We start from the raw sequence: 18,120 nt of genomic DNA on the forward strand, positions 1-18,120 counted from the left end.
TTCTTGCAAAGGACTAGGGCCATTTGCTGCGAACCACGCCTTGCATTCAGGCCTGTAAGCCGACGCAGAGCACACATGGGACTTATTTGCACCTTCCCCAAGGAGTAGTTTGGGATTACTCCTGATCTGCGCGTTTTTCGCGTTTTTCCCGTCGTTTTTCTTTCAGGGATTTAGTCGGTTTTTTCTTCGCTTTTTCTTTACTCATGAGCGTATCTCCTCTTCAATGACCTCTCTCTACGCCGCCGCTTTGCCAGAGAGAGGGCTGTTTCCCCTTCGACCGACCGGGAAAGAGGCGGTGGCCGTCGAGGATTAAGCCAAACCCCGGATCATCCTGTCCGGGCCATTCACGGCTGAGTTAAACACTTCAAGGCACTGTCTCCTCTTTTTAAGCGTCAATAAGCATGCAATCAGGCCGGCAGGCAGGGCCTTGGCTGGTTCAGGGACAGGATCTGAAACAGCACAGGGCCACCCGGTACATCCACTTCAATCAGATCATCCAGCGTACATCCGAGCAGGGCCTCACCGAGATCGGACAATACAGAGTAGCGGCCGGAGTCGGGATCATGTTGTTGTGGATAAACCAGCTCCACCTCCAGAAACTCGCCGGTTTTCAGGTTTTGCAGACGCGCCTTGGTTCCCGGGTGCACCACACCGCCGCCGGGACAGGGCTGCGCCAGCCTGGCGATCACAGATGCCAGGGTCAGTGGCCTCAAAGACACATTGAACGAGTTTTGCAGATAGAGCTGCGATGTTTTGAATGAAAATAGATCTGCCAGTGCAGACAAAGATTTATACACCACCACAACCTCACAGGCTGAAACGGAAAATGAATAGAAAACTTTGCTACTGCCGGATGCGTGGCCGCACCCGGCTTACACTGGAAATGTCAGTGAAGTGCTCTTGAGAGGTAAAGTGTGACTGTACATAATGAGACTCCGCAACATCAATGCAAGTGCAAGCACTTAAAAATAAGGGAAAAAATCTAACTGGCCCTCACCATAGCCCAAGGAGATCGGAAAAGCAAACCCTCATTGGTCACAGCAGATATTGGCCGGGGTCATCTGGGCCAAATTCTCCGGGGGAATGACATAGGGAGGGATGTCCAGTACCAGGTTGCCCCAACGTTGGAACAAGGCCTGGTAGAAATATTCGACAAAGGTGCGGCACTTTCTCGGTAGATAGGCGCGTTTGGGGTAGATGAGATTAACAGTGACATGTTCCATGGGAAAATCTTGCAGTATCGGCAACAAGTCACCCCGTTGCAGCGCATCATGGGCGATCATCATAGGTAGGCTGGCGATCCCAAGGCCATCTATGGCGGCTTCTCTGGCCAGGGTGATATTGTTGACCTGCAAGCGACAGTCGGGGACTATCTCTTGCCACTGCTTGCCATCAAAAATCCGCCAATTGCCGTCTATGTAGGGCGATGCCAGGCGTATTCCTCTGTGGTTGAGCAGTTCATCGGGTGTCGTTGGCGTGCCGAACCTCTCTAGATATTCCGTGCTGGCCATCAACACCTTGTGGGCATGTACCAGGCGAAAGTGTTCCAGTCTCGGGTCATCCAATCCCTGGACGTGAAACATCACATCGACACCTTCTTCGACCATATCCACCTTGCGGTTGGTCAGCTCGGCTTCTATCTGCATTTGCGGATAGTCTTCCAGAAACCTGGCGATTACAGGACCGAGTGCCTGTTGGCCAAACTCTATCGGGCAAACGATACGCAAATTACCACGGATTGTCTGTTGGCTGGCGCTGAGTTGATCTTCGGCGCTGCGTAAATCTGTGAGTATTTTATTGACTTTGTTGAAGTAAATTGAACCTGCCTCAGTCAGTTTCAGGCTACGTGTGGTGCGCAACAACAGCTGTACCCCTGTGCTGTGCTCCAACTCGGCTATCTTACGGCTGACGGTCGCTTTGGTGATGCCCATCGCTTTGGCTGCGGCAGTAAAGCTTCCTTTATCAACGACTTGCGCAAAAATCTGTACCCGATTGAGATCCATATTATTGTTACACCTGTGAAACAGTGGGTTGAGTGTATGGCATCTAATAAATCTGCTGAGACAGTTGTAAAATACCACTCCAAAATTCAGGAGTCTAATTATGTTGAAGCCCAAGATGCTGGTTGGGGGATCTGTGCTGCTGGTGGCCATCTTGGGCGGCGGTTGGTACTGGTATCAGCAACTCAGATTTATCGAAACCACAGACAACGCTTATGTTGAAACCGACATTTCTCACCTGAGTGTAAAGGTGCCGGGTTATGTGGTTAAAACCGATATTACAGACAACCAGCACGTAGAAGCTGGGCAGTTGTTGGCACAACTGGAAGACAGTCAGTATCAGGCCAAGTTGTCGCAGGAGCAGGCGGCACTGGACAGTGCCAGAGCGGAATTGACCACTTTGGCTGCCAAGGTCGATCTGCAGCAGGCATTGATCACTCAGGCCAAGGCTGGAGTGGTCGCCGCCGAGTCAGATTTGCATCGTGCCCGTCAGCAATTGGAGCGCTCCGAAAAACTCAGACAGAAAAATTACAGTTCCCAGGATGATGTGGATCAACTGACGGCCGCTGCCGATTCTGCCGCGGCTCGTCTGGATGAAGCCAAAGCCGCACTCAATGCCAAAGAGCGGGAACTGGCAGTATTTAATGCCCAATTAACCCAGGCCGAGGCCAAGAGTCAGGAAGCGGGTGCCAGTTTGGAACTGGCTAAAATTCAACTGGCAGATACTCAGGTGCGGGCTCCATTTTCTGGAGTTGTGGGCAAACGCGGCGCCATGGTGGGGCAATACGTCCAGCCGGGGCAGTCGCTGTTCAGTTTGGTGCCGGATGGGGCCGTATGGATCACGGCGAACTTCAAAGAGACCCAGATCCAGCATATGCAGCCCGGTCAGCCGGTGCAGGTAAAGCTCGATGCGTTTCCCGACAAAACCTTTACTGGTGTTATCGATAGCCTGTCACCGGCCTCCGGCGCCAAATTCAGTCTGTTACCGGCGGAAAATGCCACGGGTAACTTTACCAAGATAGTTCAGAGGATCCCGGTAAGGATCCGCCTGCAGTTGGCAGAAGAAGATGCCAGAGTGATGCCCGGACTCAGTGCCGTTGTCAGTGTTGATACCGAGACCGGTGGCACCCTTGATGCCATCGCCCGCCGCTGAAGCTTGAACTCAGATGACTCAAGTTGTAATCACAGCAGCCACTGCCGCGTCGCAGGATGACAGCTATGGACCCGGCTCGCGCCGCGCCTGGATAGCCGTATTCGGCGGCCTGATTGGCGCCTTTATGGCGATTCTGGATATTCAGATCACCAATGCGTCGATGAAGGAGATCCAGGGTAGTCTGGGGGCCACGTTGGAAGAGGGATCCTGGATCTCGACTGCCTATCTGGTGGCCGAGATGATAGCTATTCCCCTTTCAGGCTGGTTGAGCACAGGTCTGTCGGTGCGGCGCTATCTGCTTTGGAACGCGCTGGCCTTTATTGTGGCTTCGTTGCTCTGTTCATTCGCCTGGAATTTGGAGGCGATGATCGCCTTTCGGGCACTGCAGGGTTTCTTTGGTGGCGCCCTTATTCCTCTGGCGTTTCGCTTGATTCTCGAATGCTTGCCCACTGAAAAACGCGCCGTCGGTATGGCATTGTTTGGGGTAACGGCAACTTTTGCGCCTTCCATTGGCCCCACTCTGGGCGGCTGGTTGACCGAACACCTCAGCTGGCACTATCTGTTTTACATTAATCTTCCCCCGGGCTTGGTGGTGATGGCCATGTTGGCCTACGGTTTGGAGAAGAAGCCGATTCTCTGGGACAAACTCAGCAACGCCGACTATTCAGGGATAGTGACTATGGCGCTGGGGATGGGATGCCTGGAAGTGGTGTTGGAGGAAGGTAATCGCAAGGATTGGTTTGGCTCGGATTTGATCCGTAATCTGGCCATCATAGCGGCAATCAATATCAGCCTGTTTATCTGGATCCAGCTGCGCAAGTCTGCACCTTTGGTGAATTTAAGGCTTCTTGGGCAGAGAGACTTTGCTATTTCTACCTTAGCCTATTTCCTATTGGGGGCGGCGCTGTTTGGTGCCATCTATATGATCCCGCTGTTTCTGTCGCAGCTACATGACTACAGTCCGTTGGAAATCGGTGAGGTCATTATGTGGATGGGATTTCCGCAGCTCCTGGTGTTGCCTCTGGTGCCGAGACTAATGCAGAAAGTTGACGGCCGTTACCTGGCGGCGTTCGGTTTTGCCATGTTGGCGCTCAGCTATTACATGAACAGCCATATGACCATGGATTATGCCGGACCGCAAATGATAGCGTCGCAGGTGGTTCGAGCCTTGGGACAGCCCTTTATCATGGTGCCGATTGGGATCCTGGCGACAATGCATCTCAAGCCTGAGCAAACGCCATCTGCGTCGACCGTGCTCAATGTCGTGCGCAACCTGGGCGGCGCCTTTGGGATTGCGCTGGTGGCGACTCTGACAGACAACCTTTCCAGAATGCATCTGGCGCATATCAAGGAAACTGTGCCCGCCGTGAGTGCCGGAGCCTATGAGGCGCTCAACGCCAACGCGGCGCTGTTGCAGGCAGCCGGCTCAGATCCGGTCACGGCTTCGGCACAAGCCAAGGCCTTATTGGCGCAGACCATGACCCAACAAGCCTATGTACAGGCCTACAACGATGTGTTTTTTATCATGGGCTGCCTGTTGGTTCTTGCCGTGGTGGCCGTGCTGTCTATCCGTAAGGCGGCACCTCAGGCGTAATCCGAAACATTTTCTTCATACCCTTTGGCCCGCCCCGTTGCGGGCATTTTTTTGCGCCGGATTTCAGACTGGTGTAGGCTGAGTTCCCGATAAATAACAGAGTACTATCCGTGCAGTGGCAATTATTACCCTTTGCTGAGTTAACCTTGGACACCCTCTATGAATTGATGAAACTCAGGGTGGATATCTTTGTGGTAGAGCAAAATTGTCCCTACCCAGAGTTGGATGAAAAAGACAGAGCGGCTGGGGCCATGCACCTGCTTGGCCGCAGCAGTTCCGGGGAGCTGTTGGCCTATGCCAGGCTGCTGCCTGCCGGGGTCAGTTATTCCCAGGCCAGTATCGGCCGGGTGGCCGTTGCGGCCAAGGCCCGAGGTGGTGGCCGTGCCAGACAGCTGATGCAGGAAGCGATTGGCGGCTGCCATAAGCTGTGGCCCGCTGAAGATATCAAGATTGGTGCGCAGGAGTATCTGCGGGCGTTTTATCAGAGTTTGGGGTTTGAAGCGGTTTCAGAGGTCTATCTGGAAGATGGCATTCCCCATCTGGATATGTTGTTGCACTCTCAAAAGAAGGACACTTGAATGTCGTTATATCGTATAAACCAGCGTCAAATCGTTTGTGTGGCCAGCTTTCTGGCCAAGCCGGGTAAAGAGCAGGCCTTGATTGAGGCTCTGGGAGCGCTGATCCCGGACACCCGCAAGGAGGATGGCTGCATTCGCTACGAATTGAACCAGAGCCGCGACGAGCCGCGCAGGATCACTTTCATTGAGAAGTTTGTCGACATCGAATCTTTCGACCAGCACTGCGCCAAAGACGCCATCCAGCACTATTTCCATCAGCAGATGCCTGAGCTGGTAGAGTCCCATCACGTAGAGACTTATCAGGAAATCATCGTCTGATATTTCTGGTATGAGTTGAAAACAGCTGCAACTAAAAATGCCCCGTTAGGGGCATTTTTCAGGCTCGGAGGCGAATATCCGGTTGCAAGTCCAGCTCACCTGCCGAGGAGATGGTCGCCAGCTGCGCATGCTGAGCTATGATGGCCAAGGGGCCACTGAGCAGGTTACGTACAAACAGCAAGCGATAACCATATCCCTGTAAGCGATAGAAGGCGAGTTGTTGCTCGGCAGTCATGGCATGCCAATGAATGCTATTGCTGACCTGCTCAGCATCCGGCTTTCGTCTGTCAGGTACTTGTGTGGCAATCATAGTGATTCTTACCCCAGGTTGGCACTCGCGGACTATAAGGCGCTGCAGTTGTTACGTATTCGGCTAATATAACAGGCTTGCACGGGGTAAAATATGACTTTGGGCAAAAAATATGCAAATTAGTGCTTCGGGATTAGCATCAGGGCTTAAGCCTGCCGCCTCCGGTAACAGGGGCAAAATCGATTGAGTCATAAACAAGGAGCAGCATGTTGTCATATATTGAACCTGTGTTTCGGCCGCCATCGGAGTGGAAATCTCTCATACTGCAGGTGACCAATGGTTGCAGCTGGAATCGCTGCGCCTTTTGCGACATGTATACCCAGGAGCAGAAGCGCTTCAGGGCGTTCAAGTTGGAAAAGGTGGAAGCAGACCTGCGCCGGGTAGCGGCTTCCGGCGCCGAGGTGAACCGGGTGTTTCTGGCCGATGGTGATGCCATGACGTTGCCGTTTGCCAGGCTGGAACAGATTTGTGAGCTGATTCATCACTACTTGCCCAATGTCAGTCGCATCAGCAGCTATTGTTTGCCGCGCAACCTAGACAACAAGAGTGTGGAGCAGCTACTGCGGTTGCGGCAACTCAAGTTGTCCTTGCTGTATGTCGGTTGCGAGAGTGGTGATGATCAGGTGCTGACCCGTATCGGCAAGGGTGAGAGTTACGCCTCCTCGCTGGCGGCGCTGGAGAAAATTCGTGCCGCCGGAATAAAGTCATCTGTGATGATACTCAATGGTCTGGGTGGCGTGGCTTTATCAAAGCAACACGCACTTAATTCGGCGCGACTGATGAATGCGGCGCAGCCGGATTATCTCAGCACCCTGGTGGTGACTCTGCCACTTGGCAAGGAAAGAATGGATAGTGCGTTTGATGGCAACTTTCAAATGCCGGACCAAAGACAACTGTTGCAGGAGATGCGTTATTTGCTGCAGGAGTTGGAGTTAGAGCAGACCATTTTCCGCTCGGATCATGCTTCCAATTATTTGGTGTTGAAAGGCATACTTGGGCGGGACAAGGCCAGGTTGTTGGCGACGGTTGAGGAGGCGCTCGCAGGACGCTTCGCCCTGCGAGCCGAGTGGCAAAGAGGCTTGTGATCAGTCCTCTTGCCGCTCAGTGATCCTTATGTCCCGTGCCGGACAGGGGATCTGGATCCCTGCTTGTTGCAGACCTTGCCAAATTTGCAGATTTATTTGGTATTTGTCCTGGAAATAGCTGGCAGTGGGAACCCAATAGCGTACGCCGATATCTATGCCTGTGCTGTTGAAACCATTGATACCCACCTGTGATGGGGAGTTGGCATCGACACTGGGATGGCTGCCGAGCACAGCCTGAGCTATGGCTATCGCCTGCTGGGGATCGGCTTTATAGTCGATGTTGAAGTGGGTTTCTACCAATTTGTTGGCAAAGGAGTTGTGCAGTATCTCGCCGATAATGTGTTTGTTGGGAATACTGATCTGCTCGCCCTCCTCGTTGGTGAGTATGGTCAGCCCCAGGCGAATATCCTTGACCAAGCCTGTGACGCCTTTGACCGTGATGGTATTGCCCACGATAAAGGGACGGGTGACAATAATGGTCACCCCGGCGGCATAGTTGGACAGCATGCCCTGAATTGCCAAACCGGCGCCCAGTGATGCGGCACCTATGGCTGCCACCATGGGGGTGACGCTGATCCCCAGTTTGCCCAAGGCGATGATGGCAATCATTATGATGATCAGTATCCGCACCAAATGAGTGACAAAAGTGGCCAGAGTGACGTCGACATTGTGTTTTTCCAACTGGCGGCTGACTGTGTTGGCTACCTTGGCGGCCAGCCACAGTCCCAGCAGAAAGATGATCAGTGCCCCCAAGAGTTGGAAGCTGTATTTCACCAAAAACTCGGTTATAAGATCATAGACATTTTGCAGCTGTGCCAACTCCAGCTCCAACCCGGTATTCTTCATTGCTTGGCTCCTTTCCTGAAATGCCGCAAGATATGGAAACAATATTCCTGAGTCATGTCACTCACTTGTATTCAATAACAGGGTATTCTGCCTCTTTGTTGTGGCAAATTAAAAGGGAACTATATGAGGTCTTTTGTAATACTGCTCTCTCTGTGTCTGACCATGCTGGCCAGCCCTATGATCCAGGCTTCCGAATATGCCGTGGGTGACACGCTGAAACCGATTTCACTGCAGGATCAACATGAAGCCGCCATGGTGTTGGACACTTCAGCCAAGTATCTATTGTTTGGCCGCAGCATGAAAGGTGGTGAGATCATCAAAACCGCACTCGAAGGCCGCGATAATCAGGCGTTGCAGCAGGCGGGTATCTTTTATCTGGCCGATATCAGCGGTATGCCATCCTTGATTGCCAAATTTGTTGCCATCCCACAGATGCGGGATCTGAGTTTCAGTATTGCCCTGGACAAAGAGGGTGAGATCAGCAAATTACTGCCCGCCGCCAAGGATGCCGCCAGCCTGATCTCTCTGGACCAGTTGACCATCACCAAACTGCAATACTTTGATGACGCCGAAGCCCTGAAACAGGCTCTCAAAGACGCTGGGTTGCAAGACTGAACACTTCGCAGCTCTAGCTTCAGCCGAGCTGCAGACTCAACATACTGATAGCCCCCATCTCCAGGCTGTTGTTGAACAGCAGCCTGCGCTCTCTGGGGAAGGCACTTCCCAACAAGTAAAACAGGGGCTGCAGATGCTCATCTGTTGGATGACACAGCTCGGCCGTGTCGGCATCGACCAAGGTTTTGTAGTCCAGCAGCGCCGGATCTTCTTCAGCTATTAAACCCTCGGCAATCGCCTGATTAAACCGGGATGCCCAAGGCAATGGTGGGCTGCCTGGTGCCAAGGCGCGCAGATTGTGGACCACATTGCCTGAACCTATGATCAGTACGCCTTGCTCGCGCCAGCGCCTTAACTCGCGTCCAACCTGGAACTGCTGCTGCGCTCTGAGGTTTTGATCCAGACTCAATTGAAATACCGGAATATCGGCCTCGGGATAAAGGTGAACCAAGGCCGACCAACTGCCATGATCCAACCCTTGCGAGTCGATACGAGTGACAGGAATGCTCAGACTGGCAGCAATCTGCTTCGCCAACTCCGGCGCGCCGACGGCCGGGTATTGCATGGCAAAGAGTTCGGCGGGAAAACCGCCGAAATCATGTATGGTTTGCGGCCGACTTGCAGTGGAAATTGCGGTGCCCCGTGTCAGCCAATGGGCCGAAAGCAACAATATCGCTTTGGGCTTGGGGAGTGTTTGTCCCAGTTCTTGCCACTGCTTTGTGGTGGTGTTGTTTTGCAAGGCGTTCATCGGGCTGCCATGGCCCAGAAACAGCGCCGGCATTATCTGTGTTGCGGACATAGAGTCTCCAAATCAGCGGTAGGATGCAGTATGCAGTTCCTGACATATCTGCATTCAGCTTACCCGGATGCTCGGTTGAAAATAATCGCAAAATACTCGCCATACTCTTCCATTAAATCGAATATCCCGTGCTCTCTTGCTTGCCGCTATGCTTTAGGGAAGGTGCGAATAAGTCCTCGTGGCCTTCTCTTTTGTAGAGAGTGGCTTGCACAGCAATTGGCGTTCAAGGCATCAGACTGAAGGCATGCCGGGGCCTGTCGAAGTCGGATAACGCAGAGAGCCTGTTGCTGTGAAAGCCCCAAAGGGCGTGGCTTACAGACCTGCCTGCTGTGTTCTGCTTCTTGCAAAGGACTAGGGCCATTTGCTGCGAACCACGCCTTGCATCCAGGTCCGTAAGCCGACGCAGAGCACACATGGGACTTGTTCGCACCTTCCTTAGGTACCAGATTCGTTTCCGGTAGCTGCTTGCACCAAGCGCTCTAAAGCGAGTAGCAATCATGGTGTATATTTGAGGGTGAAAGTAGTAATTGTATGATTCTTAATGCTTTTATTTTGTATTTGCTGTGGTTTGAATTTGCGGAATAAAAAATTGATTTTAATGTATAAAAATTCATTGCGTGAGAGGCGGAAATATCGTTTACTGCGCTGGATTTTAACCCGCTTCGGCGAGGCTGTTCGCCGTACTTGAATGTCGAGGAGACACAGGGCCAATGAGCCAATTTCAATCTATTGATGTTGCTGATTACTATGACAATGAAACCTTTGAGCGTATCAAAGCTTTTGCCAGTGATAAGGTGACACCTTTTGTGGTGATAGATACCAAGATCATCGCGAAACAGTATGATGATATGGTGCAGAGCTTTCCCTTTGCCAGCGTTTATTATGCAGTGAAGGCCAACCCGGCACCTGAGATCCTCAGCTTGCTGCGAGATAAAGGGGCCAATTTTGACATAGCTTCCATCTATGAGCTGGATATGGTGATGGAGTTGGGTGTTTCCCCTGAGCGGATAAGCTATGGCAACACCATTAAAAAACGCAAGGATGTCAGAGCCTTCTACCAGCGTGGCGTGACTATGTTTGCCTCCGACTCAGAGGCCGATCTGCGGATGATTGCCGAAGAAGCCCCTGGGGCCAAGGTCTATGTGCGGATCCTTACCGAAGGTACAGAAACCGCCGATTGGCCGTTGTCGCGTAAGTTCGGCTGCCAGAATGAGATGGCCTACGAGCTTTTGGTACTCGCCAATGAGTTGGGGCTAAAGCCCTATGGCTTGTCGTTCCATGTGGGTTCACAGCAGCGGGACATAGGGGCTTGGGATGCGGCAATCGGTAAGGTTAAGGTGATCTTTGACAGGCTCAAAGAGGAACATGGCATAGTGCTGGAGATGATCAATATGGGCGGCGGCTTTCCGGCCAACTATATCGACAAGACCAATAGTCTCACCACTTACGCCGAGCAGATCATTCACTTCCTCAAAGAGGATTTTGGTGAGCAGTTGCCCAAGATAGTGCTGGAACCCGGGCGCTCCTTGATTGCCAATGCCGGTGTGCTGGTCTCTGAGGTGGTGCTCATCAGCCGCAAGTCCAATACGGCACTGGAGCGCTGGGTATTTACCGATGTCGGTAAGTTTTCCGGGCTGATTGAGACTATGGACGAAGCGATTAAGTTTCCGATTTACACTGAGGCTCAAGGGGAGCTGCAACCTTGCGTCATTGCCGGGCCTACCTGTGATAGCGCCGATATCATGTATGAACAGTACAGTTACGGTTTGCCAGAGGATCTGGCCATAGGTGACAGGCTCTATTGGTTGACCACAGGCGCTTATACCACCACATATTCGGCGGTGTGCTTCAATGGTTTCCCACCCTTGCAAGACTACTATTTGTAATCTCGGCCAAGAGTGAGGTTTTTGCTGAGATTAATTTCAACAGGGCGCCAAGTGGCGCCCTGTCTGTTTTGGATTAACCGTTAGCTTTGAGAATGTCGTAAAGCTGTTCTTTCAGCTCCAGTTTGCGCTTTTTCATCTCTTTGACTTCTTGGGTATATTCACTGGAAAGCTGCTGCTCCTTATTCTTTATCTCTTTATCCAGCAGATTGTGTTCATCAAAAAGCTTCTGAAAATGGCTATCGCTGCTCTTGAGATTGGTGATCAGATCGCGGTATTCCGGAAACATTGGCGCACTCCTGTTGGCTGGGGGATTATTGTTAACCCTAACCTGTTTGGGATGACGAATATGTGACCTTGATCAATGGAAAGATTAACCGTTTGGTGGAGGTGAGTGAGGCCTTTTACTGCTATGCTTTCGAACAATCTGTTGTAAAAACAGTCAGACAATCGTAGCAAACTTGGTAACTCTGTTACGGCTGATTATTTAATTATTGCCGTAAAATCTGTGATCAAGTTAATCTTATCCGCTTCCATACTGGGATAGAGTCTCGGTAAGACGAATTTTATAATCAAAATTGAAAGGGGTTTTCACTATGGCTGATGTATTTCACTTGGGTTTGACCAAGCAGATGTTGGATGGCGCCACACTGGCTATCGTGCCTGGCGATCCTGAACGAGTTAAACGTATCGCTGAACTGATGGACAAGCCGACTTTCCTGGCCAGCCATCGTGAGTACACCAGCTATCTGGCTTATCTTGATGGTAAGCCGGTAGTGATTTGCTCTACCGGTATTGGTGGTCCTTCGACCTCTATCGCAGTGGAAGAGCTGGCGCAACTGGGGGTTAATACTTTCTTGCGTGTTGGCACCACAGGTGCGATTCAGCCCCACGTGAATGTCGGGGATGTGATCGTGACTCAGGCTTCTGTACGTCTCGATGGTGCCAGTTTGCACTTTGCGCCAATGGAGTTCCCTGCGGTGGCTAACTTCGAATGTACCACTGCCATGGTTGCCGCCTGTCGTGATGCCGGTATTGAACCACACATTGGGGTTACTGCCTCATCTGATACCTTCTACCCGGGTCAGGAACGCTATGATACCGTTAGTGGCCGGGTAACCCGCCGTTTTGCCGGTTCAATGAAAGAGTGGCAGGAAATGGGCGTACTCAATTATGAAATGGAGTCTGCGACTCTGTTCACCATGTGTGCCTCTCAAGGCTGGCGCGCCGCTTGTGTCGCCGGTGTGATTGTCAACCGTACCCAGCAAGAGATCCCCAATGAGGCAACAATGAAACAAACTGAAGTCAGTGCGGTTTCCATTGTGGTCAACGCCGCCAGAAAACTGCTGGCCTGATTAGGTAAAAATGGAAAAGGCGCTCACTGAGCGCCTTTTTAATGAACCATGACCCGGCTCAGAAATGATATTGAGCTATCACCGAATAGGTGTTCTGGTCGACACCGTCCACACCATACTTGTTCTGCCAGTAATCATACTCGATACCTACCAGAAACTTATCCTTCTTGGCTTCGCCAAAAAGCACTGCGCCCAGGTCGTATTTGATCTGGGGGTTGATATGGATATTTTCTTTATAGCCGTCTTCATCGGCGGCAAATACCCAGTCGATAAAGCCATCGAAGACAATCTTGCTGTTGCCCACGGGAATGTCCATGCGGAACACAGGAGTCAACTGCCAGCCATCGCTGATATTGGCACTGTTTTGGGCGTCACGGCGATAGGTGTTCAGCTGGAAATAGGTGAAGTAGGGCAGCTTGAGGTCCATACCTATACCGTAGAGCAGTGTTTCCACCGGGCCTTCGCCCTCTTCGAGTGTCAGCGCCAGTGACAGATCTGTCACTGGGCCAAAACCCACAGGTTTGCCGAGAATTTTACCGGCGCTGAAGCGAGTAGAGATCTCGCCATAGGTGGTGCTGTCCTTACCGCCATTGTGGCCGTTGAAATTGATAAAGTCTTGAAACACAAACCAATCGCCGTATTTCCAACCGCCGGCGGTTTCCAGGGTAAAAGTGGTTTGCTTATCCGATGGTGCCAGGTCGTAATCCTGGCCATAGAGCGCAGTGATATTGACATCCCACCATTGCACCAGAGGTTCGCTGAATGCTTGAGGTGAGAACAACAGAGCTGCGCACAGGCAGATTTTTTTCATCTTAGAGTATCCCTTTGGTAGAGTCAGAAGCAGTTTGCTGTTGTGCCGGCGGCTATCTGTTGGCAAAACGTTTTACCAAGGCTGAATTCTGTGATTCGATTGCCGGTCAAAAAGCCATGGCAATATAGGGAAAAACGGCGTCGGACTCAAAGCTTTTTTAACCTGTTGAAACGGTCGTTGAATAATGACATTTTTTGATTTAATTCAATTGATTGGAAAGGTAAATCAAATAATTTCCAATAGCTTTGACTCACAAAGATGTAAAGAAAAGTTGAATTTTGTGAGCTGAAAGTCATTTGGTCAGCGAATCCTGAAGGTATCAATTGATTCAAGTTGACATATTATGTCGCCAAGGGATGCAACTGCTGATATAGTGCCAAGATGGACACTTGATTTCTGGGGGATGGATATATGGCGTCTTCGGATCCCATGCTTTATTGGGCCTTAATCGGTATAGTGCTGATGCTGGCTGAACTGATACTGCCTGGCGGGATAGTGGTATTTCTCGGTGCAGCCTGTTTATTGGTAGCCGGGGCTACCTGGGTGGGTTTGGTCGAGGGCTGGGCACAAAGCCTGACCCTGTGGTTTATCTCCTCAATCGTTTTGCTGTTGAGCTTCAGGCAACTGACTCAACGTTTGGTGGGAGGCGACTCTCACGTTGGCAATACCGACGAGGAGCTGGATCTGTTTAATCTGCCGGCCCGGGTCAAGGAAACCATTGGGCCGGGTGAAAAAACCGGTCGCATCGAATTTCAGGGGGCGGATTGGCCCGCACTGGGAGACGGCTCGGAGATCCCGGTCGGCACCAGAGTGAAGGTTATCTGTCGCGATAATATTGCTCTGGTAGTGGAACCACTCGACGACTCTGAATAATCAATCAAGCAGGAAGGACTCTATGTTTGCATTTACCATTTTTATACTTTTTGTTCTGTTCATTCTCTATAAGCTGATGTTGATTGTGCCCATGCGTGAGGTGCATGTCATTGAGCGTCTGGGGAAATTCCGTACTGTACTGCAGCCGGGCTTTCACTTTTTAATTCCCTTCTTCGATCGAGTCGCTTATCGACACGATACCCGTGAGCAGGTGCTTGATGTACCGCCGCAGAGCTGTATTTCCAAGGACAATATCCAACTGGAAGTCGACGGCCTGGTTTATCTCAAGGTGATGGACGGCAAGCTGGCCAGCTATGGTATTGAAGACTATCGTCTGGCGGCGGTAAACCTGGCACAAACCACAATGCGTTCCGAGATAGGTAAGCTGACTCTGAGCCAGACCTTTTCCGAGCGTGATGCGCTTAACGAGGCGATTGTCCGCGAAATCGACAAGGCGTCCGATCCCTGGGGGATCAAGATGCTCAGATATGAGATCAAAAATATCAGCCCATCCAGGCATGTGATCCACACCCTGGAGAAGCAGATGGAAGCCGAGCGCCGCAAGCGCGCCGAAATCACCCTGGCCAGCGCCGAGAAAGAGGCGATGATCAACCTGTCTCAGGGTGAGCGTCAGGAAGCGATTAACATCTCAGAGGGCCAGAAACAGAAGCGCATCAATGAGGCTCAGGGTACGGCGCAGGAGATTGCGATTGTTGCCAACGCCCAGGCCGAGAGTATGGCCATGGTTGCCAAGGCGCTGGCGGTCAACGGCGGCAACGAGGCGATGAACATGCAGCTGAAGGAACAGTTTATCGAACAGGTCGGTGAGATATTGCAGAAGGCGGATATTTCCGTGGTTCCTACCGAATTGGCAAAGATGGAAGGTTTTTTCGAGGGTATTCAGCAAGTCAGCAATACAGCTGCCGGTAGCAAAGGAGCGCGCAAATGAATCTGGGACAGATAGATACCGATATGATAGTACTGGGGATCTGGGGGCTTATCTTCCTGATCTTTATCGTCAAGCTGTTTCAGTCGATTCGCTTGGTGCCAACTAAATCTGCCTATATCGTGGAGCGTTTGGGTAAATACCATATGACTCTGGATGCTGGCTTCCACGCTTTGTTGCCCTTTATCGATAAGGTCGCTTATATCCATGACCTTAAAGAAGAAACCATAGATGTGCCACCTCAGGAGTGCTTCTCCAGTGACGAGGTGAATGTCGAGGTGGATGGGGTTATCTATATTTCTGTGGTGGATCCGGTCAAGGCCAGCTACGGGGTAACCGATTATCGCTATGCGGCCATTCAACTGGCGCAGACAACCACCCGCTCTGTGATAGGCACTCTGGAGCTGGACCGCACCTTTGAAGAGCGCGACTTGATTAGTGCCAAGGTGGTAGAGGTACTGGATCAGGCCGGCGCCTCCTGGGGGATTCGGGTGCATAGATATGAGATCAAGAATATTACTCCGCCGGAAACCGTGAAAAACGCCATGGAGATGCAGGTCAATGCCGAGCGTGAACGCCGGGCATTGCTGGCCAAGAGCGAAGGTGATAAGCAGAGCAAGATCAATCGTTCCGAGGGTTTGAAGCAGGAGATGATCAACCACTCAGAGGGTGAGATGCAACGCCGAATCAACGAGGCCGAAGGTAAGGCCGAGGAGATACTGGCGATTGCCCGCGCTACTGCAGATTCGATAGAGAAGTTGGCCGAAGTTATCGCTGCGCCCGGTGGCAAAAACGCGCTGCGGATGCAACTGGGTGAGCAGTATCTGGCGCAGCTCAGCGGTCTGAGTAAGCCTGGCAGCAAGATAGTCCTACCGGGGAATATGGTGGACTTTGAATCCTGGATGGCCTCAATTGGGCTGACGGAAGAGAAGGCCCCTGACGCTTGATAAGCTAGCTGGATCAAAAAAGCCGCTCTTGGAGCGGCTTTTTTATGGTTTACTAGTCAGTCGATCAAGACTTGGTGCGTTTCATCGCAGTGAAGAACTCTTCATTGGTCTTGGTCATTGCCAGCTTATCGATCAAGAATTCCATCGCGCTGACTTCATCCATAGGATTGAGGATCTTACGCAGGATCCACATCTTCTGCAGCTCATCCGGTGTAGTCAGTTTCTCTTCACGGCGGGTACCACTGCGGTTGAAGTCAATGGCAGGGAACACCCGCTTCTCGGCGGCCTTGCGTGACAGATGCAGTTCCTGGTTACCTGTACCCTTGAACTCTTCGTAAATTACTTCGTCCATCTTGGAGCCGGTATCGATAAGCGCAGTGGCGATAATGGTCAGGCTGCCGCCATTTTCGATATTACGGGCTGCACCGAAGAAACGCTTGGGTCTGTGCAGTGCGTTGGCATCTACACCACCTGTCAGTACCTTGCCTGATGAAGGCACAACTGTGTTGTAAGCCCGTGCCAGACGGGTGATAGAGTCCAGCAGAATCACTACGTCTTTCTTGTGCTCAACCAGGCGCTTGGCCTTTTCGATAACCATCTCTGCAACTTGTACGTGACGGCTTGCAGGCTCATCGAAGGTGGAAGCGATCACTTCGCCCTGAACCAGACGCTGCATTTCAGTCACTTCTTCAGGACGTTCGTCGATCAGCAGCACCATCAACACCACTTCAGGGTTGTTGTAGGTGATGGACTGGGCAATATTCTGCAGCAGCAGAGTCTTACCGGCTTTGGGTGGCGCAACAATCAGACCACGTTGGCCCTTACCCACGGGTGAGCAGAGATCCAGAATTCGGGCGGTGATATCTTCGGTGGAACCGTTACCGCGTTCCATACGCAGACGTTCTTCTGCATGCAGTGGGGTAAGGTTTTCAAACAGGATCTTGTTGCGGGAGTTTTCAGGCTTGTCGAAGTTAACTTCGTTGACTTTCAGCAGAGCAAAATAGCGTTCGCCTTCTTTGGGTGGACGTATCTTGCCAAAAATAGTGTCACCCGTTCGCATGTTGAAACGACGGATCTGGCTTGGAGAGACATAAATATCATCGGGACCGGCCAGATACGAACCATCGGCACTGCGCAGGAAACCAAAACCATCCTGAAGTATCTCCAGAACGCCTCCACCGAAGATGTCTTCACCACTCTTGGCGTGGGCTTTCAATATAGAGAAGATGATATCCTGCTTGCGGGCACGAGCCATATTCTCCAGCTTCATTTCTTCGGCCAGTGCGACTAAGTCTGCAATAGACTTGTTTTTTAATTCAGTTAAATTCATTTTTGGTGGGTCTTGTTTCACGCGACAAAGCTTACGCGCTCAATCTCTCAAATTGGACTTGATGGATGTTGATTGAACAGCGAGAAGTGGGTTAGTAGAAAGAATCTGGTTATTAAAGTAGCACTATCAGGACAGGGCGTCCAGAAGTTTAACTGAACCCGGCACATTTTTATTTCGGGGCGTGCCGGGTGTCACTTATTTGATTTGAGTGATCAAATCTGGGCGTCGATGAACTCTTTCAACTGAGTCTTGGACAGGGCGCCAACCTGATTGGCAACCAGTTCACCGTTTTTGAACAACAGCAGAGTAGGGATACTGCGAACACCGTATTTAACAGGTGAAGCGTTGTTCTGATCTATGTTCAATTTGGCGATGGTTAGTTTGCCGGCGTACTCTTCGGCAACATCGTCCAGGATTGGAGCGATCATCTTGCATGGGCCACACCACTCGGCCCAGAAGTCTACCAATACAGGCAGTTCTGATTTCAGGACGTCATTTTCAAAGCTGTCGTCGCTCAGGTACACAATTTTATCGCTCATGATGTTCTCCAGTTGGGTTGCCATTGCTGGTCTGTTAATGGCTTAACCTGTATATTGGGTTGGATTAACGGCAATTCAAGTCACCGTTTTTTTCTTGTCGCTATTTCAAACGATCGAGTATCTTATTGCAACCCTAAC

General features: G+C 51.4%; 20 protein-coding genes. 11 read left to right on the forward strand and 9 right to left on the reverse strand.

The features are described 5' to 3' along the window. Positions 1–407: 407 nt before the first annotated feature. Both ACF8D4_RS20615 and ACF8D4_RS20620 read right to left on the reverse strand, forming a co-directional pair. Complete coding sequence (locus tag ACF8D4_RS20615) at positions 408–797, reverse strand: GreA/GreB family elongation factor (protein WP_162173448.1); 390 nt, start codon at positions 795–797, stop codon at positions 408–410. A gap of 231 nt (positions 798–1,028) precedes the next feature. Then, the gene (locus ACF8D4_RS20620; protein WP_392465130.1) at positions 1,029–2,003 is read right to left on the reverse strand and encodes a LysR substrate-binding domain-containing protein; all 975 of its coding nucleotides are present in this window, start codon (positions 2,001–2,003) and stop codon (positions 1,029–1,031) included. 100 nt (positions 2,004–2,103) lie between these two features. On the opposite strand from ACF8D4_RS20620, the gene ACF8D4_RS20625 reads away from it, so the two are divergent. From ACF8D4_RS20625 to ACF8D4_RS20640, 4 genes are all read left to right on the forward strand, one after another. Next, positions 2,104–3,153: an HlyD family secretion protein gene (locus tag ACF8D4_RS20625; protein ID WP_101058367.1), complete on the forward strand. Its 1,050-nt coding sequence runs from the start codon at positions 2,104–2,106 to the stop codon at positions 3,151–3,153. Between the two features lie 13 nt (positions 3,154–3,166). Beyond that, positions 3,167–4,747, forward strand: a complete 1,581-nt coding sequence (locus ACF8D4_RS20630; protein ID WP_392465132.1) for a DHA2 family efflux MFS transporter permease subunit — start codon at positions 3,167–3,169, stop codon at positions 4,745–4,747. 110 nt (positions 4,748–4,857) lie between these two features. After that, on the forward strand, positions 4,858–5,325 hold the full coding sequence (locus ACF8D4_RS20635; RefSeq protein ID WP_025889954.1) for a GNAT family N-acetyltransferase: 468 nt from the start codon (positions 4,858–4,860) through the stop codon (positions 5,323–5,325). Further along, positions 5,326–5,643, forward strand: a complete 318-nt coding sequence (locus ACF8D4_RS20640) for a putative quinol monooxygenase (protein WP_025889955.1) — start codon at positions 5,326–5,328, stop codon at positions 5,641–5,643. It abuts the gene before it with no gap. 58 nt (positions 5,644–5,701) lie between these two features. Here ACF8D4_RS20640 and ACF8D4_RS20645 read toward each other — a convergent pair whose 3' ends face one another. Beyond that, entirely contained in the window at positions 5,702–5,953 is a 252-nt protein-coding gene (locus ACF8D4_RS20645) for a hypothetical protein (protein ID WP_025888228.1), read from the reverse strand. A gap of 206 nt (positions 5,954–6,159) precedes the next feature. Here ACF8D4_RS20645 and ACF8D4_RS20650 point away from each other — a divergent pair, with 206 nt between their 5' ends. After that, the gene (locus ACF8D4_RS20650; RefSeq protein WP_028781372.1) at positions 6,160–7,038 is read left to right on the forward strand and encodes a radical SAM protein; all 879 of its coding nucleotides are present in this window, start codon (positions 6,160–6,162) and stop codon (positions 7,036–7,038) included. On the opposite strand, the gene ACF8D4_RS20655 is transcribed toward ACF8D4_RS20650, so the two are convergent. Further along, positions 7,039–7,884, reverse strand: a complete 846-nt coding sequence (locus ACF8D4_RS20655; protein WP_025011552.1) for a mechanosensitive ion channel family protein — start codon at positions 7,882–7,884, stop codon at positions 7,039–7,041. A gap of 123 nt (positions 7,885–8,007) precedes the next feature. Here ACF8D4_RS20655 and ACF8D4_RS20660 point away from each other — a divergent pair, with 123 nt between their 5' ends. Then, positions 8,008–8,499: a hypothetical protein gene (locus ACF8D4_RS20660; RefSeq protein ID WP_392465134.1), complete on the forward strand. Its 492-nt coding sequence runs from the start codon at positions 8,008–8,010 to the stop codon at positions 8,497–8,499. 19 nt (positions 8,500–8,518) lie between these two features. On the opposite strand, the gene ygiD is transcribed toward ACF8D4_RS20660, so the two are convergent. Next, positions 8,519–9,298, reverse strand: a complete 780-nt coding sequence (ygiD, locus tag ACF8D4_RS20665; RefSeq protein WP_044735319.1) for a 4,5-DOPA dioxygenase extradiol — start codon at positions 9,296–9,298, stop codon at positions 8,519–8,521. Positions 9,299–10,008: 710 nt separating this feature from the next. On the opposite strand from ygiD, the gene ACF8D4_RS20670 reads away from it, so the two are divergent. After that, positions 10,009–11,184, forward strand: coding sequence for a type III PLP-dependent enzyme (locus tag ACF8D4_RS20670; protein WP_144131716.1), 1,176 nt, complete (start codon positions 10,009–10,011; stop codon positions 11,182–11,184). Between the two features lie 73 nt (positions 11,185–11,257). Here the strand turns inward: ACF8D4_RS20670 and ACF8D4_RS20675 are convergent, their stop codons facing one another. Next, positions 11,258–11,470: a YdcH family protein gene (locus tag ACF8D4_RS20675; protein ID WP_025011556.1), complete on the reverse strand. Its 213-nt coding sequence runs from the start codon at positions 11,468–11,470 to the stop codon at positions 11,258–11,260. 307 nt (positions 11,471–11,777) lie between these two features. Between ACF8D4_RS20675 and udp the strand changes: the two genes are divergently transcribed. Next, a complete protein-coding gene (udp, locus tag ACF8D4_RS20680; RefSeq protein ID WP_025011557.1) occupies positions 11,778–12,536 on the forward strand; it encodes a uridine phosphorylase in 759 nt (252 codons plus the stop codon). Between the two features lie 58 nt (positions 12,537–12,594). Here udp and ACF8D4_RS20685 read toward each other — a convergent pair whose 3' ends face one another. After that, positions 12,595–13,347 (reverse strand): outer membrane protein OmpK, encoded by a 753-nt coding sequence (locus ACF8D4_RS20685; RefSeq protein ID WP_054744496.1) that lies wholly within the window; start codon positions 13,345–13,347, stop codon positions 12,595–12,597. Positions 13,348–13,758: 411 nt separating this feature from the next. Between ACF8D4_RS20685 and ACF8D4_RS20690 the strand changes: the two genes are divergently transcribed. The 3 genes from ACF8D4_RS20690 to ACF8D4_RS20700 are packed head-to-tail and all read left to right on the forward strand — an operon-like array spanning position 13,759 to position 16,113. Further along, the gene (locus ACF8D4_RS20690) at positions 13,759–14,220 is read left to right on the forward strand and encodes an NfeD family protein (protein WP_093981954.1); all 462 of its coding nucleotides are present in this window, start codon (positions 13,759–13,761) and stop codon (positions 14,218–14,220) included. Between the two features lie 22 nt (positions 14,221–14,242). Then, positions 14,243–15,169, forward strand: coding sequence for an SPFH domain-containing protein (locus ACF8D4_RS20695; protein WP_025011560.1), 927 nt, complete (start codon positions 14,243–14,245; stop codon positions 15,167–15,169). Continuing rightward, a complete protein-coding gene (locus ACF8D4_RS20700) occupies positions 15,166–16,113 on the forward strand; it encodes an SPFH domain-containing protein (protein ID WP_025011561.1) in 948 nt (315 codons plus the stop codon). The genes ACF8D4_RS20695 and ACF8D4_RS20700 overlap by 4 nt, the downstream gene beginning before the upstream one ends. Before the next feature lie 64 nt (positions 16,114–16,177). Here the strand turns inward: ACF8D4_RS20700 and rho are convergent, their stop codons facing one another. Further along, a complete protein-coding gene (gene rho, locus ACF8D4_RS20705) occupies positions 16,178–17,443 on the reverse strand; it encodes a transcription termination factor Rho (protein WP_025011562.1) in 1,266 nt (421 codons plus the stop codon). A gap of 212 nt (positions 17,444–17,655) precedes the next feature. After that, entirely contained in the window at positions 17,656–17,982 is a 327-nt protein-coding gene (gene trxA / locus ACF8D4_RS20710) for a thioredoxin TrxA (RefSeq protein WP_025011563.1), read from the reverse strand. Between the last annotated feature and the right edge of the window lie 138 nt (positions 17,983–18,120).

Origin of the sequence: Shewanella sp. YQ_9 (assembly GCF_043103185.1) — a bacterium.
GTDB lineage: Bacteria > Pseudomonadota > Gammaproteobacteria > Enterobacterales > Shewanellaceae > Shewanella > Shewanella algae.

What these genes read in the sequence shown, in the direction of transcription:
- ACF8D4_RS20620 (WP_392465130.1), bottom strand. Translation starts at nt 2,003, where the DNA reads ATGGATCTCAATCGGGTACAGATTTTTGCGCAAGTCGTTGATAAAGGA.
- ACF8D4_RS20625 (WP_101058367.1), top strand. Translation starts at nt 2,104, where the DNA reads ATGTTGAAGCCCAAGATGCTGGTTGGGGGATCTGTGCTGCTGGTGGCC.
- ACF8D4_RS20630 (WP_392465132.1), top strand. Translation starts at nt 3,167, where the DNA reads ATGACTCAAGTTGTAATCACAGCAGCCACTGCCGCGTCGCAGGATGAC.
- ACF8D4_RS20640 (WP_025889955.1), top strand. Translation starts at nt 5,326, where the DNA reads ATGTCGTTATATCGTATAAACCAGCGTCAAATCGTTTGTGTGGCCAGC.
- ACF8D4_RS20645 (WP_025888228.1), bottom strand. Translation starts at nt 5,953, where the DNA reads ATGATTGCCACACAAGTACCTGACAGACGAAAGCCGGATGCTGAGCAG.
- ACF8D4_RS20650 (WP_028781372.1), top strand. Translation starts at nt 6,160, where the DNA reads ATGTTGTCATATATTGAACCTGTGTTTCGGCCGCCATCGGAGTGGAAA.
- ACF8D4_RS20655 (WP_025011552.1), bottom strand. Translation starts at nt 7,884, where the DNA reads ATGAAGAATACCGGGTTGGAGCTGGAGTTGGCACAGCTGCAAAATGTC.
- ACF8D4_RS20660 (WP_392465134.1), top strand. Translation starts at nt 8,008, where the DNA reads ATGAGGTCTTTTGTAATACTGCTCTCTCTGTGTCTGACCATGCTGGCC.
- ygiD (WP_044735319.1), bottom strand. Translation starts at nt 9,298, where the DNA reads ATGTCCGCAACACAGATAATGCCGGCGCTGTTTCTGGGCCATGGCAGC.
- ACF8D4_RS20670 (WP_144131716.1), top strand. Translation starts at nt 10,009, where the DNA reads ATGAGCCAATTTCAATCTATTGATGTTGCTGATTACTATGACAATGAA.
- ACF8D4_RS20675 (WP_025011556.1), bottom strand. Translation starts at nt 11,470, where the DNA reads ATGTTTCCGGAATACCGCGATCTGATCACCAATCTCAAGAGCAGCGAT.
- udp (WP_025011557.1), top strand. Translation starts at nt 11,778, where the DNA reads ATGGCTGATGTATTTCACTTGGGTTTGACCAAGCAGATGTTGGATGGC.
- ACF8D4_RS20685 (WP_054744496.1), bottom strand. Translation starts at nt 13,347, where the DNA reads ATGAAAAAAATCTGCCTGTGCGCAGCTCTGTTGTTCTCACCTCAAGCA.
- ACF8D4_RS20690 (WP_093981954.1), top strand. Translation starts at nt 13,759, where the DNA reads ATGGCGTCTTCGGATCCCATGCTTTATTGGGCCTTAATCGGTATAGTG.
- ACF8D4_RS20695 (WP_025011560.1), top strand. Translation starts at nt 14,243, where the DNA reads ATGTTTGCATTTACCATTTTTATACTTTTTGTTCTGTTCATTCTCTAT.
- ACF8D4_RS20700 (WP_025011561.1), top strand. Translation starts at nt 15,166, where the DNA reads ATGAATCTGGGACAGATAGATACCGATATGATAGTACTGGGGATCTGG.
- rho (WP_025011562.1), bottom strand. Translation starts at nt 17,443, where the DNA reads ATGAATTTAACTGAATTAAAAAACAAGTCTATTGCAGACTTAGTCGCA.
- trxA (WP_025011563.1), bottom strand. Translation starts at nt 17,982, where the DNA reads ATGAGCGATAAAATTGTGTACCTGAGCGACGACAGCTTTGAAAATGAC.